This window comes from Catellatospora sp. NPDC049133 (genome assembly GCF_040648455.1).
GTDB classification, from domain to species: Bacteria; Actinomycetota; Actinomycetes; order Mycobacteriales; family Micromonosporaceae; genus Catellatospora; species Catellatospora aurea.
Map to the genome: position 1 here is coordinate 56,977 of NZ_JBEZDT010000045.1, position 17,767 is coordinate 74,743.

Annotated in this window: 12 protein-coding genes and 1 pseudogene; 6 read left to right on the forward strand and 7 right to left on the reverse strand. The window is 67.0% G+C overall.

What is annotated here, in order from left to right:
* Positions 1-99: 99 nt before the first annotated feature.
* The 5 genes from AB0B35_RS36410 to AB0B35_RS36430 form a co-directional block, all read right to left on the reverse strand.
* Positions 100-2,190: a glycoside hydrolase family 36 protein gene (locus tag AB0B35_RS36410; RefSeq protein WP_361054756.1), complete on the reverse strand. Its 2,091-nt coding sequence runs from the start codon at positions 2,188-2,190 to the stop codon at positions 100-102.
* A 60-nt stretch (positions 2,191-2,250) separates the two neighbouring features.
* Positions 2,251-2,805: a DUF624 domain-containing protein gene (locus tag AB0B35_RS36415; RefSeq protein WP_361054758.1), complete on the reverse strand. Its 555-nt coding sequence runs from the start codon at positions 2,803-2,805 to the stop codon at positions 2,251-2,253.
* Positions 2,806-2,949: 144 nt separating this feature from the next.
* On the reverse strand, positions 2,950-3,903 hold the full coding sequence (locus AB0B35_RS36420; RefSeq protein WP_361054761.1) for a carbohydrate ABC transporter permease: 954 nt from the start codon (positions 3,901-3,903) through the stop codon (positions 2,950-2,952).
* 9 nt (positions 3,904-3,912) lie between these two features.
* Positions 3,913-4,965: an ABC transporter permease subunit gene (locus tag AB0B35_RS36425; protein ID WP_361054764.1), complete on the reverse strand. Its 1,053-nt coding sequence runs from the start codon at positions 4,963-4,965 to the stop codon at positions 3,913-3,915.
* A gap of 89 nt (positions 4,966-5,054) precedes the next feature.
* Positions 5,055-6,749, reverse strand: coding sequence for an extracellular solute-binding protein (locus tag AB0B35_RS36430; RefSeq protein ID WP_361054766.1), 1,695 nt, complete (start codon positions 6,747-6,749; stop codon positions 5,055-5,057).
* 716 nt (positions 6,750-7,465) lie between these two features.
* Between AB0B35_RS36430 and AB0B35_RS36435 the strand changes: the two genes are divergently transcribed.
* Together AB0B35_RS36435 and AB0B35_RS36440 are read left to right on the forward strand one after the other, a co-directional pair.
* Positions 7,466-8,515 carry a LacI family DNA-binding transcriptional regulator gene (locus AB0B35_RS36435; RefSeq protein WP_361054769.1) on the forward strand — a complete coding sequence of 350 codons (1,050 nt, stop codon included), beginning with the start codon at positions 7,466-7,468 and terminating at the stop codon, positions 8,513-8,515.
* A 67-nt stretch (positions 8,516-8,582) separates the two neighbouring features.
* On the forward strand, positions 8,583-8,870 hold the full coding sequence (locus tag AB0B35_RS36440; RefSeq protein WP_361054772.1) for a hypothetical protein: 288 nt from the start codon (positions 8,583-8,585) through the stop codon (positions 8,868-8,870).
* 13 nt (positions 8,871-8,883) lie between these two features.
* Here AB0B35_RS36440 and AB0B35_RS36445 read toward each other — a convergent pair whose 3' ends face one another.
* A complete protein-coding gene (locus tag AB0B35_RS36445) occupies positions 8,884-10,095 on the reverse strand; it encodes an RNA-guided endonuclease TnpB family protein (protein ID WP_361054775.1) in 1,212 nt (403 codons plus the stop codon).
* 149 nt (positions 10,096-10,244) lie between these two features.
* Here AB0B35_RS36445 and AB0B35_RS36450 point away from each other — a divergent pair, with 149 nt between their 5' ends.
* From AB0B35_RS36450 to AB0B35_RS36465, 4 genes are all read left to right on the forward strand, one after another.
* Positions 10,245-11,771: an alpha-L-arabinofuranosidase C-terminal domain-containing protein gene (locus AB0B35_RS36450; RefSeq protein ID WP_361054778.1), complete on the forward strand. Its 1,527-nt coding sequence runs from the start codon at positions 10,245-10,247 to the stop codon at positions 11,769-11,771.
* Positions 11,771-13,468: a glycoside hydrolase 43 family protein gene (locus tag AB0B35_RS36455; RefSeq protein ID WP_361054781.1), complete on the forward strand. Its 1,698-nt coding sequence runs from the start codon at positions 11,771-11,773 to the stop codon at positions 13,466-13,468. The genes AB0B35_RS36450 and AB0B35_RS36455 overlap by 1 nt, the downstream gene beginning before the upstream one ends.
* 318 nt (positions 13,469-13,786) lie before the next feature.
* On the forward strand, positions 13,787-15,481 hold the full coding sequence (locus AB0B35_RS36460) for a hypothetical protein (protein ID WP_361054784.1): 1,695 nt from the start codon (positions 13,787-13,789) through the stop codon (positions 15,479-15,481).
* Positions 15,482-16,069: 588 nt separating this feature from the next.
* Complete coding sequence (locus tag AB0B35_RS36465; RefSeq protein ID WP_361054786.1) at positions 16,070-17,356, forward strand: ricin-type beta-trefoil lectin domain protein; 1,287 nt, start codon at positions 16,070-16,072, stop codon at positions 17,354-17,356.
* 292 nt (positions 17,357-17,648) lie between these two features.
* Here the strand turns inward: AB0B35_RS36465 and AB0B35_RS36470 are convergent.
* Positions 17,649-17,767 (reverse strand): annotated as a pseudogene (locus tag AB0B35_RS36470) (TetR family transcriptional regulator); the annotation flags it as partial.

Here is a 17,767-nt window from a genome sequence, read left to right on the forward strand (position 1 = left end):
TATCGGTACCTGGAGGTCTGCGTCTGAGTGCGATTACCTTGCGAGACGGTGGCGAGTCCAATTACGGCAGCCGGCGCGGGTCGGGATTCCCGGCGTATCTCACTCGATCTGCGTGAGCAGCAATGCCGCGGCAGAGAACGGCTCATTCAGCTCCACGGCTACCAGTTCCTCGGTCAGCTTGACCACGATCTCGCGGTGGGAGTAGAGGTCGCTTACCTCGTACCTGCCCGGTGGCAAAGCAACCTCGACCGGAGTTCGCTCAGCGGCTCCGAACCGGTGGACGACGACCAGGATCTGGGCGCCGTCGTTGGACACTCGCCGGACTGCCTGCCACCCTTCGGGGTGCCGATAGCTGCTCACCTTCGGTCCGAACCGGTGACTGACACCGTTCTTGATCACCGGGACCGCCGCCCTGTAGAAGGTGATTGCCCGGCAGACCACAGCCCACTGCTCGTCACTCAGTTCGTGGATGTCGCCCGATAGGCACATCCGGCCGAGCATGGTCGCGGTGAGCGAGTACGCAAGCCGCTGTGGGGAGTCCTGCGCGCGCAGCACTGCCCAGATCTGGCTCTGCCGCGGGAGCAGTGCGCGTTGCACGTTGGCGGCGATGATGGGGATCTCCGCGCACTCGTGGGCGTCCGAGAATGACGACATGCTGGTGAGGGCCAGCATCGAGGGCTCCAGCCGGTGGCCGCCGGACGCGCAGTTCTCGATCACGAGCTCCGGCATCTCCTCGCGGATCATCCGGAAGAAGCCCTGGACTGCGGCCATCTGCTGTCGCAGCCCCTCACCGAGGGACTCTGCTCCGTCGCACCCGATTCCGATGCTGTTGTTGTAGTCGACTTTGAGATAGCCGAAGCCGTTGGCCTTGAGGAAGTCGATCACCCGGTCTTTGAGGTACCCGATCACGAACGGATCGCGGAAGTCCCAGAAGCGCCGGCCGCCTACGGTGACGGGGACGCCGTCGCGCTTGAGCAGGTGGTCGGTCAGCGTGAATGACGTGGCCCGGGAGCCGACCGTCTCGAACTCGAACCAGATGCCGGGGATCATGCCGGCGGACCGCACGTGATCAAGCGCCTCGGTCAGTCCGTCGGGGAACGTTCGGCGGTCCAGTTCCCAGTCACCGTGACCGTTGAACCATTCGCTGCCCTCGGCCTTGTACCAGCCGCTGTCGATGACGAGATATCGAATCCCTTTGCCCGCAAGCCGGTCGACGATCGCACCAAGGTTCTGCGGCGACGGCGAACCCCAGGTGGTGCAGTATTCATTGAAGATGACGGGCAGAGCCTCTTCGACCGCGGGCACATCCAGGAAGAGCTGGTGGCGAGCCGTCAACCGGTGGGCGGCGTCGTCCACTCCACCCCGCGTGACCGTCAGGTATGCGACGGGGGTACGGAACTCCTCCCCGGGAGCCACGCTCTTCGTCCAGTGGCCCAGCTCACGGTCCGCTAGCCCGCCCGACAGGTTGAGGGCGGCGTCCGTCCGGCCCAGCTCGATCTGCCACGAGGCCGGGTGGGCAATCTGCACGCCCCAGCAGACCCCAGCGCGGCTGTCCTCGAGGAACGCCGTCGGGAAGAACCCTTGCACTGGCCAAGATCCGACCTGACCGAAGCGCAGGCACCGCTCCCAGCTGGCCCAGGCTGGCTCCAGGCTCAGGTCCTCGACGTGGTCGGACACCAGACGCCCCTCACCCGACCAGGCGCTGCGCAGCCTGTGCAGGATCAGATCGCCGGGGGCATCGTCGCCGGCGAAGGGTGTCAGACCAGTGAGCGAGAACGACGAGAGCAGCTCCAGCGTCACCGTGTCCGGTCCCTCGTTGCGAAGGACCGCAAATGAGTCCAGCGCGGCCTCGCCCGATTGCCACCGCAGATGGTGTTCGACGAGGCACCCTTGGTGCGTGCGCAGGAGGGTCACGACCGTGACACCGGCGTCGGTAGTGACCTCGAGCTGCGACTCGAGGGTGAGCGTGCCGACAGTGCCACCGTTCCGCAACGAACGACCGGCCGAACCGCCCGGGTATGCGTCACCGGCGGTCTTGATCTGGACGAGCGAGTCGATGGCAGACGACTTCTCGGCGACCTGGCCTGCCATTGCTGCCGGGAAGAGCATCATTCCCACCGGCCCGCCCGGACCAGGCTGCGTGTAGCGGGCGATCGTGTCCCCGAGGACGTAGTCCTTCAGGACCTCCACAATTACTCCTTCTTGACGGAGCCTCACCCCGAGACAACTCAGGTCCACGGCTGGAGAGCGTCAGACCTCCGCCTCCTTCGGCTCCGGTTGCACGTAGCCCCGGGCGACGAAGAAATGCTCGAGCAGGTAGCACCACCACAGGAGGACCAGGCCGGGCGCCACGAACACCGCGGGCATGAAGTTCCAGATGGCGACACCCCCGAGGACCACGGCGATCCCGAGCAGGAACGTCAGGCTGGGCGTCGTCAGTCCCAACGTGAGCCCGTTGAGCACCTGGCGCCAGGTGGGGTTGGTGAAGCGGGCTGCGAGGGGGAGGCACCAGAAGACCAGGAGCAGGAGGAAAAGTCCGACGACAATGAGCGGCACCCAGACCTCGGCCAGCCCGAGAGTGGGCAGGTAGGAGAGCGTGAGGATGCCCACGGCCGCGACCGGGACGGCCAGCAGGCCGATGACGGTCGCCTGCCTCCAGCTCTGCCGCAGGGCCTTCGTGGCGATGGCCCAGAGGCCTGCGTCCTTGCCCAGGACGTACCGGCGGCACACCTCGTAGGCGACCACCGTTCCCGCTCCCGCCGTCACGACAAGGGCGAGGCTCACGAGCCAGAACAGGCTGATCACGATGACGGAGCCGAGCGAGTCCAGGATGCGCCACAGTCGCGACGCGGGGTTGTAACGGAAGATGGTCGGCGCCTTTCCGTGTGCGGAGTTGCGGGGTCCTGAAGACGGGTTCGGCCTGCCGCGGCGGGCGGGAGCCCGGCGCCGTCAGCCCTTCACGGAGCCGATCACGAGACCGGACACGAAGTGCTTCTGCAGGAACGGGTAGACGAACAGGATGGGGACGGCCGCCACCACGGTGATCGTCGACCGCAGCGCGATCGGTGTGGTGACCTGCCCGCCGGACTGCGCGCTGCCCGTGGCGGCCACGGAGTTCATGCCGGCGTTCATCGAGCTCGCCAGTAGCTTCTGCAACTCGTACTGCAGGGTGGACAACGCCTGATCGCCCGAGTTGTAGAGCAGGGTGTCCAGCCAGGAGTTCCAGCTGCCCACGGCCACGAACAGACCCACCACGGCCAGCGCGGGCTTGCACAGCGGCATCACGACCTGCCACCACATGCGGAACTCGCCCGCGCCGTCGATCCGTGCCGACTCGATGATCTCGTCGGGGATCGACTTCATGTACGTGCGCAGGACGATCAGGTTGAACGCGCTGATGATCGTCGGCACCCAGTAGGCCTGGAAGCTGTTCAGCATGCCCAGGTCCCTGATGAGCAGGTAGTTGGGGATCAGCCCGGCGTCGAAGTACATCGTCAGCACGAAGATCAGGGTGATCGAGCGGCGGAAGATGAACTCGTTGCGGCTGAGCGCGTAGGCGAGCATCGAGGTGAAGACCAGGTTTGTCGCCACCACCACGACCGTCTTCAGGACGCTCATGAAGAACGCCTGGTAGATCGTGGTCATGTTGAACACGACGTTGTAGTTCTGCAGCGAGAAGACCCGAGGCCAGATGCCGATCCCGCCACGGACGGCGTCGTTGCCGTCGTTCAGGGAGATGGCGAGCGTGTTCAGCAGCGGGTAGATCATGAGCGCCGCGAGGGCCAGCAGGAAGGTCGTGTTGAGCGTCGTGAAGATGATCTGCTCGACCGTCCGCTTGCGACGCCGTGACCCGCCTCGTGAGGCGCGCCGCGCCAGAGGCTTCGCGACAGTGGTGCCTGACATGAAGTCCTCCTAGACCAGCGTCTCTTGGTTGAGGCGCTTGGCCGCTAGGTTCGCCGAGCCCACCAGGATGACGGCGACGAGGGTCTTGAAGATGCCCGCGACGACGGCGAGGCTGTAGTTGCCCAGTTGGTAGCCATAGCGCAGCACGAAGACGTCGATGGTCTCGGACTTCTCGGACACCAGGCCGTTGCCGAGGAAGTACGGCAGCTCGAAGTTCGTGGACAGGATCCAGCCGCTGTTGATGATGAGCAGCACGACGATCGTGGGCCTGATGCTCGGGAGCGTGATGCTGAACATCTTGCGATAGCGGCCTGCTCCGTCGACCTCGGCGGCCTCGTACAGGCCCGGGTCGATCGCAGTGATCGCGGCCAGGTAGAGGATCGTGTTCCAGCCCAGCTCCTTCCACAGGCTCGTCCCGGCGACGATCTCCCAGAAGAAGTTCGGCTCGGTCAGGAACAGGACCGGCTCGTCGACCAGGTGCAGACTCATGAGGCCCTGGTTGATGAACCCGCCGGAGGAGGGCAGCGAGAGCGCCACCGATGCCAGGCTCGCCACGATCACCCAGCTGAGGAAGTGGGGCATGTACGTGATGTTCTGCAGGATCCGTTTGAACGGCAGGTTCTTGACCTCGTTCAGCAGCAGCGCCAGGACGATGGCCCCGAAGGTCCCGACGATCAGGGTCAGGACCGACTGTCCCATCGTGTTGACCACGACCTGGCGGAACCGCTCACCGTTGACACCGGTGAACAGGTTGTAAAAGTTTTCCAGGCCCACCCACTGCTGGTTCCAGATGCTGCCGCGACCCGGCTTGTAGTGCTGGAAGGCGATCGCCCAGCCGTAGACCGGGACGTACTTGAACAGGATCTGGTACAGCAGCAGCGGGACGGCCATCGCCAGCAGGGCTCGCTGCGCCCAGACCCTGTCCCAGGTGATCTTGCGCTTGGGATCCTTCGCTGCCTTCTTTCGGGCCTTGCGCTTCTGGGCACGCGAGCTGCTCGCGGGCTCCAGGGCCGGTTCGGGCCCGGTGGCGGTCACAGGGGTGCTGACCGTGGCGTCCGTCATCTGTCAACCTCGTCCGGAGCAGTGGGTGGTAATCGAGAACGCGTCGTGGTGGGAGGCGCACGCCGCCCACCACGACTGCTCGCAGACTGTTACCAGTTGGCCAGACGGTTCTGGATGCCGGCGTTGACCGCGTCCTCGTACACCTTGATGTCGACCTTGTGGAGGGAGTCGACGTAGGCCTGCCAGTTCTTGTCGAAGTCGGCGGGATTGCCGGCGATGATCTTCGGCAGGTTCTGCACGCTGGTGTCGGTCAGCTGCTGGTTGACCTGGTTGGCGTCGTCGGAGAGCTTGATGTTCCACGCCGGGTAGTACTTGGGGTTGTCCGGCACCTTGTTCATGAAGTCAAGCCAGGTCTTCTTGTTGCCGTACTTCGCCATGAAGTTCTTGTCGTAGTCGCTCAGCGTCGCGTAGAACTCGGCGGGCTGGTCGTCGGGGCTGTAGGCGTTGCCGTCGGAGAACTTGCCCTGGTGCTTGGGCAGCATGTCGAGCAGCGCGTCGAGACGGTTGTGGGAACGCCAGGTGATGTCCTTATAGTTCTTCCGCTGCTCGTCCGTGCGGGAGAAGACGCCGTCGGCGCCGACCTGGTAGTCCTCGCCGGCGATGCCCCAGGAGAGCGTCTTCTGCCACTCCTCGCTGAGCATGGTGTCGAGGAACTTCAGTGCCTTCTTCGGCTGCTTGCTGGAGACCGAGACGCCGAACCCCTGGTTGATGTTCATGACGGCGCGGTCGGCGTACCAGGGCGTCACCCCGTCGTAGACGGGCATGAGGGGCACGTAGGTGTTCTCGTCCTTGCCGGCGCTCTGCAGCGACTGGGTGGCGGTCCCGAAGTTCCAGCCCTGGTCGTGCATGCCGAGGACGGCGCCGGTGGCCAGCTTCGCGGTGTACTGGTCGAACGTCAGGGTGAAGGACTCGCGGTCGACGAGGCCCGCGTTGTACTGCTGGTTGAGGACCTTGTAGAAGTTTTTCGCGACGTCCTTGTCGGCGTAGATCGACGCGTGGTTGTTGCTGTCGACGATGACGCCACCGTTGTTCGGGGAGCCTGCCAGCAGCGCCGGCGGGTTGGTCATGCCCCACTCACGGCCCTTGGACGCCAGAATCTCGAAGCCGACGGTCGGGGCGCCGTTGGTCTGGGGGTGCTTCGCCTTGTAGTCCGAGATGAGCTGGAAGTAGCGGTCGAGCGTCATGTTGCTGAGGTCCGGGTAGCCGGCGTCCGCGAGCACACGCTTCTGGATCCAGAACGCGGGACCGTAGTAGGTGCCGCCGGTGATGTCGCCGTAGAAGCGGTTGTAGTTCGGGAAGATGTACAGGCCCTTGTCCACCTCGTCGCCCGAGTAGCTCATCCTCTTGATGTCGTCCTTGACGTGCGCGGCGAGGTCGGGGTAGTGCCCCGTCTTCAGCATGTCGTCCAGGCGCCGGAGAGCGCCGCCCTCCAGGAAACGCTGCTTCAGGTCGCCGGTGCCGATGAGGTCGGGGTACTGACCGCCCGCGAGCATGACACCGATCTTCTGGTCCTCGTTGTCCGGCGTGACGATCTCGTACGTGAGGGTGACACCGAGCTTGTCCTTGAGCAGCTTGGTGATCTTGTTGTCGGGTGCCGGGGCCTGCTGGGCCGACGTGATCCAGACCGAGAGCGTCGTCGGGTTGCTGGGGCTCAGCGTTTCCGAGTCGTCCGCGCTTTCGTCCGACGTGCAGGCAGGCAGGGCGATCAGTGCCATGGCCGTGGCGGCCACGGTGAGCTGCCGCCCGGCCCGGCGCAGGCCGCCGAGTCTAAGGTTGCGCTTCATGTCTCTCCTTTCGGGAACCGTCCGGACGTCTCTGCTGTGAGAAAACTGTCCGGGCGATGTTGACCGGAAGCTGTGCGCTGCGGACGCGAATTCGGCCTCGCGTCTTAACCGCGGCGTGATTTTAGCGATAAAGTAGAGAGGCGATCGAGTTCCGTCAAGCCCTGCGCACGAACCGAGACTCCGCCGTGACGTCCCGGTCCACACGCAAGGAGCCGCATGCGCCACACCCTCCAGAACGACGCCCTGTCGGCGTACGGGTTGGCCTGGACAGGTAGGTATGGCTGGACGTACCCAGCTCGCCGTACGCGATCGATCCCGCAGCGTGACTGCCTGTTCACTTTGGTCACTTCGGCGGTGGCGGTGGTAGGCCGAGGTCACGGCGAAAGGGATGGGCTCAATCAAGGGATACACGGTCGTCGGCCTTCCAGCGGGCATAGCCGGCCGGTGACGGTAGGCCCCCGGCGGCCAGGTCCAGGGACGCCTGTCGGCGTTGGGTAGCTCGTCGTCCGTCGGAAGAGTCGGGCGGCGGGCTCGAACCAGCGCGGCTGGCCGGCCGCTTCGCGCACGCCGCGCCGGGCAGCTGTCAGGTCTTGCCCTGGCGGACAGGGTCAGCAGGAGCTCGCCCCGTCACGGTGGACTCACTTGCCAAGCCGCATTTTATCGATAATATGACGGCACACCGCGGTATGGCCGAGCCGCGAGCCTCTCGTCAGAGGTTGCTGGGCTGGCAGAACGTCGCGCACAGGAGGATACACATGGCGAGGGTGACGATGGCAGACGTCGCCCGTGAGGCGGGCGTGTCGGCCATGACCGTGTCGAACGTCCTCAACGAGCGCCTCCCGGTCAACGAGCCGACGCGTGCCCGTGTCATGGCCGCCGTCGCGGCTCTAGGGTACGAGGTCAACCTGACCGCGCGACACCTGCGCGCGGGACGGACCGACACCGTCGCCTTCATCGTGCCCACCTTCCACGACTACTTCGGTGAGATCGCCGACAAGATCGCGCCGCTGATCGAGGCCGACGGGCGGCACCTCGTCCTTGAGCGGACGAGCGCCAGCCCGGAGTATGAGATGGCGGCGGTGAGCGTCGCGCGACTCCAGTTCTACGACGGTGTCCTGCTGTCCGTCGCCGGCCTCGACCGCGACCAGCTGGACCGCGTGCGCACGCCCAAGCCGATCGTGCTGCTCGGCGAGCGTGACGTGCCCGACCGCTTCAACCACGTGCGGCTGGCGAACGAAGAGGGCGCCCGCCTCGCGACGGCGCACATGATCGAGCACGGCTCGCGACGCATCCTTGCGCTGGGCTGCACGTTCGACACCGCGCACATGATGTCGTCGGACCGCCGCGCTGGCTGGGAGCGCGCACTTCGCGATGCCGGCCTCGATGTCGACGCACGCCATGTGGTGCCCGTCTCCACCTACACGTCGGCGGCCGGACGCGATGCCCTGCTCGACGTCATCGCGTCCGGTCTGCCCTTCGACGGCGTCTTCGCCGTCACCGACGTCATCGCGCTCGGCGCGATCGCGGCCCTGGCAGAGAGCGGGCTTCGTGTGCCCGTCGACGTCCAGCTCGCCGGGTTCGACAACCTCGACATGGCGAGGTTCGTCCCGCCCGGCCTCACCTCCGTCGACGCGAACCATGAAGGTGTCGCCGAGACCGCGGTGGGTCTGCTGCGCCGGCAGATGGCGGGCTGGACCGGCCCGGCCGAGCACGTCGTCGCGCCCGTCCGTCTCGTGGTGCGTGGCTCCACCCGCGGTGGCGCGTAGGGCCGTGCACTCACGCGCGGAACGCCGCGCGCCCCTCTAGCCCGGTTCGGTCGAAGGGAACCAAGCTGTGAGCACCTCTGCGCGCACGTCCGCCTTACGCGCCGTCCCCGCATCCCCGCTCGCCGGGACGCGGCACCGGCCGCTGCGGATCCCGGCCGTACGCCTTGTCGGCGGTCCGCTGGCAGCCTGGCGGCAGCGCAACGACGCCGCGGACGGCCGCTACGGCCCCGACACCGCCACCGAGCTCGGCGACGAGCGAACGGTAACAGCGATCCCGTTGCCGACCTGGGGCAACCGTGCCCTCGGCCCGATGCGGGTCTGGCTTCCACGAGCTCATCGCTGGGGCCTGCCTTGACATCCTCCCCGCCCTAAAGGACGGGGATTCCCGTGGTCGCCCTTGGGGTTTCCTGTTTCGCCGACGACTGCCCCGTCCGAGAGGTTCCTCGTTGAGGTCTTACAGCGTCTCCGCAGGCTGTCACCGCCAGTCCGGCGGCCAGAAGGTTACGTGCCGCGTTCACGTCACGGTCATGCACGGCCCCACAAGGGCACGTCCACGACCGCACGCCCAGCGCCATCCGCTCGGCGAGCGCGCCGCAGGTCGAGCACAGGCGGGTCGAGGGGAACCAACGGTCCACCACGATCAGGTCCCGGCCGTGCCAGGCGGTCTTGTACTCCAGCATGGTGCGCAACTGCCGCCACGCCGCGTCGCCGATCGCGCGCGCCAGCCGGTGGTTCTTGACCATGTTCGCCACAGCCAGGTCCTCGATCACGATCGCTTGGTTCTCACGAACGAGCCGAGTCGTCAGCTGGTGCAGGTGGTCACGGCGCCGGTCGGCGATGCGGGCATGGACACGGGCGACCTTCAGCCGGGCTTTAGCCCGGTTGGCCGAGCCTTTCTGCTTGCGGGCCAGATCGCGCTGCGCCTGGGCCAGCCGCCGGCGGTCGGCGCGCTCATGCCGCGGGTTGGCGACCTTCTCGCCGGTCGACAGGGTGAGCAGGCTGTCCAGCCCAGCGTCGATCCCGACCATGCCCGCGGCCGGGGTCGAGGTGACGGTGTCGTCGCAGAGCAGGGACACGAACCAGCGCCCGGCCGCATCGCACGAAACGGTCACCGTCGACGGCGTACAGCCCGCCGGCAGCGGCCGCGACCACACGATGTCAAGCGGTTCGGTCATCTTGGCCAGGGTCAGCGTGCCCTCACGCCACCGGAACGCACTTGCCGTGTACTCCGCCGAGCGGCGCGAACGTCGTTTGGACTTGTACGTGGGGTGCTTGGCGCGCCTGGCCCAGAAGTTGGTGTAGGCGGTCTGCAGGTGCCGCAGCGCCTGCTGCAACGGCACGCACGACACCTCGTTGAGGAACGCCAGGTCATCGGTCTTCTTCCAGCCGGTGAGCAGCGCCGAGGTCGCGTTGTAGCCGATCCGCTCCCGGCGTTGGGTCCACGCCTCGGTTCTGGCCTGCAGGGCCATGTTGTAGACCAGCCGTACGCATCCGAACGTGCGCGACAGCTGCGCGGCCTGTTCGTCGGTCGGGTAGAAGCGGTACTTGAACGCGCGCTTCACCGCCCCGGACACGACCACGATCCTAACAGGACGCCTGCACAGTTTCGTACTGGCGTTCGCGTGTACGCCGGTCCGCCGAGGCGGCGGATCGGCTGTGCCTGTCCTGCTGCGCAGGAGCTCCGTTTCCTCTCCGGCCTGAAGGCCGGAGTATCCACGGAAGGAATCTGATGACGACGAGCACGATCGCAGTGATCGACCTCGACCTGCCCGGCGCCACGATCAGCCGGCACGTGTACGGGCACTTCGCCGAGCACCTGGGGCGATGCATCTACGGCGGGTTCTGGGTGGGCGAGGACTCGCCGGTCGCGAACGTGCGGGGCATCCGCTCGGACGTGGTCGAGGCGTTGCGGGCAATCTCGATCCCGAACCTGCGCTGGCCGGGCGGCTGCTTCGCCGACGACTACCACTGGCGTGACGGCGTCGGCCCGCGCGAGAGCCGCCCGCGGATGGTCAACTCGCACTGGGGCGACGTGGTGGAGGACAACGCGTTCGGCACGCACGAGTTCATGGACCTGTGCGAGCTGCTCGGTGCGGACCCGTACGTGTCGGGGAACGTGGGGTCCGGGTCGGTGGCGGAGATGTCGGAGTGGGTGGAGTACCTGACCCGGGCGGACGACTCACCGATGGCGGCGCTGCGGCGGGCGAACGGGCGCGAGCAGCCGTGGCGGGTGCCGTTCTGGGGACTGGGCAACGAGGCGTGGGGCTGCGGCGGCAACCTGCGCGCCGAACAGTTCGCGTCGCTGGCCCGGCAGTACGCCACCTACTGCCGCAACCACGGCGGCAACCTGCTGTACCGGATCGCGGCGGGCGCGAACGAGGCCGACCTGCACTGGACCGAGACACTCATGCGCTCGTTCGACGACCTGGCAGCGGACCGAGCCGGTTCGGCGGGCCCGTTCCAGGCCGTGTCGCTGCACTACTACACGATGGCCGGGCCGTGGTCGGACAAGGGCGACGCCACCGGGTTCAGCACGGACCAGTGGTACGTGACCATGGCCCGCGCCCGGCGCATGGAAGAGCTGCTCACCCGGCACTCCACGGTCATGGACCGCTACGACCCGCACCGCAAGGTCGGCCTGGTCGTGGACGAGTGGGGCACGTGGTGGAACGTGGAGAAGGGCACCAACCCCGGGTTCCTGTACCAGCAGAACACGCTGCGCGACGCCCTGGTCGCCTCCGTGCACTTCGACGCGTTCCACCGTCACGCCGAGCGCGTGGTCATGGCGAACATCGCCCAGACCGTCAACGTGCTGCAGGCCATGATCCTCACCGACCCCGACAGCGGGGCGCTCGTGCTCACCCCGACGTACCACGTCTTCGCCATGAACACCGGCCACCACGACGCCGCCGCCCTCGCGGTGCACCTGCGCGGCGTCGAGACTCGCGCCGTCGGCGCGACCGAGCTGCCGCTCGTCTCGGCGTCCGCGTCGGTCAAGGGCGACACCGCCCTGGTCTCGCTGTCCAACCTCGACGCCGAGACGGACCGCACCCTCGTCTTGGACCTGCGCGGCCGCGATGTCGTCGGGCACACCGCGCGGGTGCTGACCGCCAAGGCGCTCGACGCGCACAACACTCCCGAACAGCTCGACGCCGTCGTCCCTACCGACCATGCCGGCGTGCACCCCCACCCCCGGGGGCTCGAGGTCGAGCTGCCTGCCCACTCCTACGTCACCGTGGCGCTCGAGCTGCGCTGATGGACCGACCGGAGGTGAACATCCGTGGCGGGGCGCGGGCAGACGTCACCAACCCCGTCATCTTCGCGGACGTGCCCGACCCGGACGTCATCTTCGACGGCCGGTACTACTACATGGTCAGCACGACCATGTACTTCGCGCCGAGCGTCCCGATCATGCGCTCGGGCGACCTGGTGCACTGGTCCATCGCCGGGTACACCGCGGCGATCCTCGACGACACGGACGCGCTGGCGCTGCGCAACGGCCAGGACGCGTACGGCCAGGGCAGCTGGGCAGCGAGCATCAGGTTCCAGGACGGGACCTACTACGTGTCGGTCGGCAGCCTCACCACGCAGCAGACGTACGTCTACTCGACTCCCAATATCGAGCACGGGCCGTGGACCAGGTCGGTGCTCGACGGGTACGCCCACGATCAGTCGCTGCTGTTCGACGGCGACGACGTCTGGCTTGTCTACGGTGGCGGGTCGATCGACCTGCGCAGGCTGCGGCGGCACGACGACGGGACCCTTGCCTGGGACGGCCCGGCGACCCGGCTCGTCGAGGACGCCAACGTCGACCGGACCAGCGGACTGAACGCCGAGGGCGCGCACGCGTACAAGATCGGGGACTACTACTACGTCTTCATGATCGAGTGGCCGTCGGGTGGCATCCGCCAGGAGGTGCTGTGGCGGTCGACGTCGCTGACGCCGCAGTCGGCCGGCGGCGTGTGGGAGGGCCGGGTCGTGCTCAGCCAGGGCGTGACGGTCGGGGGCCGACCCGGAACCGGCGTCGCCCAGGGAGGAGTCGTCCAGACATCCGACGGACAGTGGTACGCCATGCTGTTCCAGGACGAGGGCCCGCTGGGTCGTGCGCCTCAGCTCATTGGCGTGACCTGGGACGACGACGGGTGGCCGGTGTTCGCTCTCCATCCGCAAGCGCCGGCGGCGGCCGCAGGGACGGCCGGTGACGGGGCCGCCGTCGTCGCCTCGGACGACTTCGACAACCTCCTCGAGCGCGCGGGCCACTGGAACACGGCCAACGCGGACCTCCTGGCAGAGTCCGCCGAGAACGCATGGAACGGGTCGAACCTGGGGCTCCAGTGGCAGTGGAACCACAACCCGGACAACCGGTTCTGGTCGCTCACCGAGCGGCCCGGACACCTGCGGCTGACCACGGGCAGCGTCGCGTCGAGCATCCTCGATGCGTGCAACACGCTCACCCAACGCACGCTCGGACCCGCGAGCTCCGGCGCCATCTCGCTGGACGTCTCGCACATGAAGGACGGGGACGTCGCAGGCATCTCCGCCTACCAGCGCAAGTACGGATACATCGCCGTGACGATGGAGGGCGGGACCAAGAGCCTGGTGATGCGCCGGGCGGGCGGCGACGGCGTCATCGCCTTCACCAGCGCACCGGTGCCGCTACGGGCGGACCTCGTCTACCTGCGCGCTGACGTCGACTTCCGGGATGCCGTCGATACGGCGTCGTTCGCGTACTCGTACGACGGCAGCAACTGGACGTGGCTGGGCGACACCCTGCGGATGCAATACGACCTCGCGCACTTCACCGGGTACCGGTTCGCCCTCGTCAACTACGCCACTGCCGAGCCCGGAGGCTACGTCGACGTGGACTGGTTCCGTGTCAGCGACTCCACCGGGCTCGCAAGCCCTACTCACCGACGGAGCGAAGGAGCTGTTCTTGACATCTCCCCCAGCTGAAGCAGGGGGATTCGACCCTCGCGGGTTGAACTTTCTGCTTCACAGCCTGTTGCCGACCTGGGTTACCAGCAAGGAGCGGTGTACCGCCCATCGGTCTTACTCAGGCTCCACAGACCTGACTTCCCGCCAGCGCGGCGGTAGGCCCGACCGGCTTGGTTATCGCCTGCCAGGCCCCAGCAAATTAGCACACCTGTTCCCTCCCACAACACCGGCGGACGCCGGATTCGCCTTAACGGCGAACCGGCTTTCCTGCCCTGCTCCGCAGGAGTTCCGTTTCCTCTCCGGCCTGAAGGCCGGAGTATCCACGGAAGGAATCTGATGACTGATCAGGCGACGTCAGCCCTGCTGATCGACGGACAGGAACCCGCCGAGGTGCGGCTGCATCATGTGTGGAACGAGTGCGTCGGTGCTGGCCGCGCGAATGAGGCGTTGCGGGCGGACTGGCAGGCGCACTTCCGCGAGGCCGTCCAGGTGCTGGGCGCCCGGCACGTGCGCTTCCACGGCCTGTTCCACGACGACATGTTCGTCTACCGGACGGACGACGGCGGCGGCTTCGGCCCGAACCAGCCGCTGCCCGAGCCGGTCTACACGTTCGCATATGTCGACAAGGTGTTCGACGCGATCCTCGACGCGGGCGCCCGCCCGTTCGTGGAGCTCGGGTTCATGCCGCGCGAGCTCGCCACCCAGACCGAGACGCTGTTCTGGTGGAAGGCGCACTGCAGTCCGCCCAAGGAGATGGGCCAGTGGGTCGCGCTGGTCGACGCCACCGTGCGGCACTGGATCGAGCGGTACGGCATCGACGAGGTGCGGCAGTGGCCGTTCGAGGTGTGGAACGAGCCGAACCTCGTGCCCAACTTCTGGACCGGGACGCGCACCGAGTACTTCGAGCTGTACGAGGCCACGGCGCGCGCGATCAAAGCCATCGACCCTCGGCTGCGGGTCGGCGGCCCGTCGACGAGCGTGTTCGTCCCCGACGCCCGTTACTCCGGAGAGACCCACGACCCGTCGCTCGAGGTCGAGACCGCGGTGGCCGCCGACCCCGACGAGCTCGACTGGCAGCCGGTGTGGATCCACGAGCTGATCGAGTACTGCGCGCAGCGCGGGCTGCCGATCGACTTCCTCTCCACCCACCTGTATCCGACCGACTACGCGGCGGACTCCCTGGGCAACCTCAAAGCGATCACGCGCCAGAAGGACGCCACGTACGTCGACCTGCAGGTCCTGCGCACGATCATCGAGAACAGCCCGTACCCGGATGCCGAGCTGCACATCACCGAGTGGTCGACCTCGCCGTCGAGCCGCGACGCGATCCACGACACGCTCTTCGCCGCCGCGTACATCGTCCGGGCGCTCCTCAAGGGCGCGCCGCTGGCCGACTCGATCTCCTACTGGACCTTTACCGACGTGTTCGAGGAGGGCGGCGGCGGCATCGGCCCCTTCCACGGAGGCTTCGGGTTCGTTAACGAGAACGGCCTGCACAAGCCGACGTTCCACGCGATGGCCATGCTCCACCGCCTCGGTGACCGCCTCCTGGCCGAGCTGCCCGACGGCGCCATCACCCGCTCGTCCGCGACGGGTGACGTGTCGGCCATCTTCTACAACTACCCCGCCGATATGGGCACGACGGGGCTCGCGTCCCGCAACGGCTACGCCGAGACGCGAGCCCTCGCCGAGATGGGCCCCGAGCGCCGCGTCCGGCACCGGGTCGAGGGACTGCGCCCGGGCACCGAGCTCACCGTGGAGATCCTCGACTGGGAGCACGGGAACGTCGCGGAGGCCTGGTACCAGATGGGCGCCCCGCTCAACATCACGCGGGAACAGACCGCCGAGCTGCGCCACGTCGCCGACGGCCTCCACCGCAGCACGCTGACCGTCGGCGACGACGGCGTTCTCGACATCGACCTCACGCTGCCCGCCTGGGCGGTCGCCTCGGTCGCGCCGACGCTTGCCCGCGCCGCTGCTTGCCGCATTCCAGGAGCTCTTCGACCACGAGGAGGGTCTATTCGGCACTGAGGACGCGTACATGTGCGAGTACATCGACGACGGCGCCTACTGGTACGGATTGGACATGCTGCACGTCACCTCTGTGCGGATGCGTGTCCAAGACGATGGCATGGAACCGACCAGTTAGCCCATTCACAAGGTGACCTGTCGATCTCCCTGAAGCGCCCCGGGTGAGGTGGAGGCTCCGAAGCCGGCAAAGGTAGGAGTCACGTCGTAGTGCTCGAAAGCGGGAACGTCAAGCCGAACTGGTTGCCGTAGAACGCGCGCTGTGGTTCGCCGATCACGTCACGACACCCTCGAACCCGCGATGAGGATCGCGCAGTGCGGCCGCCTCGCATCGTTCGTGTTTGTCGCCTCTTGCGCGAGTCGTTGCTCTGGCATGCCAGGTTTATTGACAACAAGGTTTGCAGTCAATAACGATGTGAGAGCGCTCTCACGTATGCCACGTGGGGGACTCGAACAGGCACTTCCGCCGATCGCACCACCTCCGCCCCTGCTCGAGAAGGGCACATTCGCTGTGGAGATCAACAGGAACGCGCACCCCGCATGCCCCGTGGCCGCGCCGTGAACCGAGCGCTGTCACGCGTCCGGCGCCTCATGATCCTCCTCACCGCGGCCGTCACTGCACTCGTCGGCAGCGTGGTCGTCCAGCAGCAGCCCGCACATGCCGCGTGGACCCTCGTGTGGGCCGACGAGTTCAACGGGTCCGGCGCGCCCAGCAGCGCCAACTGGAACTACAACGTCGGCAACGGCCTCAACCCCGGCCTCAATACTTTCGACGGCTGGGGCAACGGCGAGTGGGAGTGGTACCGCCCCGAGAACTGCACGCAGTCCGGCGGCAACCTCGTGATGCGCGCCAACTGGCTCACGACGCCCATCACGGTCAACGGCCGCAACTTCTACCAGACGTCGTGCCGCATGACGACGGACACGAAGAGGTCCTTCCAGTACGGCCGTATCGAGGCGCGGATGGCGCTCCCGACCGCCACCGGCTCGTGGCCGGCCTTCTGGATGCTCGGTGACTCGTGCGACGAGACGTCCACGAGCGCCTACAACCCGGCGCAGACCTACTACGACCGCCTGCCCACCAACTGGGCCAGTTGCGGCGAGGTCGACATCATGGAACACGCGAACGCGAACGCGACCGTGACGAACAACATCTTCTGGGATATGCGGACCGGCGTGTTCCCGTGGACAGCGGGTCAGAACGCCAACTACGTCGCGAACCCCGCCGTCAACAACGCCGCGGCCTTCCACGTCTATGCGATCGAGTGGACGGCCGCGCAGATCCGCTGGTACATCGACGGTACGCAGACGCACGTGATCGATACGACACCGGCGACCTTGGAGGAGTTCCGCAAGCCGTTCCACCTCATCTTCAACCTGGCGCTGGGCGGCACGTACCCCGGACAGAACCCCGTGCAGAGCCAGTTCCCACTCACCGCATTGGTCGACTACGTGCGCTACTACCAGGACGGCGGGGGCACGGGCGGACCCGCGACGCAGATCAACGGGCCGGGCGGCAAGTGCGTGGACGTGGCCGGAAACGACACGGGCGGCAATGGCGCGGCCGTGCAGCTGTGGACGTGCCAGGGGTCTGCTGTTTCGCAGGACCAGCAGTGGAGCCGGGACGGCCAGACCCTGCGGACGCTGGGCCGGTGCCTCGACGTCAACGGCGCGGGTACGGCCAACGGCACGAAGGTGCAGCTCTGGGACTGCAACGGCAGCGGCGCACAGAACTGGGTCCAGGAAGGTAACCGGTTGCGCAACCCGAACTCCAACAAGTGCCTGGACTCCCCGTCAGGCTCGACAGCGGACGGCGCGCGACTGCAGATCTGGGATTGCAATGGATCGGCCGCACAGTACTTCGTGAAGGCCGCGTGACGGCCGGCCGAGGGGCACGCTGACGGGTAAGGGCGCGGGAGCGAACAGGCTCCCGCGCCCTTTCGGCGCGTTCCGGGATACGACTCGCGCCGGGGTTTGTCCGGCGCGGGCGGAGATTTTAGAGACCTTGACCCGCCCGAGGCCAGAGCGGCGAAGTCGCCGGTGGTCTTGTACTCGCACCCGTTGCGATCGTGATCGTCGACCTGGCGTTTGTCGGCTGGCCCGGAGGCGGCACTCGTGGAGCGCTGTGCTGTTGTGGCGTGTCGCCAGTGTTGGTCATGAACGAACGCGGTTACCGCAGGCGCAGTCCTTTGACCAGCAGTCCGACCATGCGCCGTGCATCGTAGCGGGGGCTGTCGGCACCTATGCACAGGTTGCCGACGCCGCGCATCAGCCCATACGCGTCGAGGT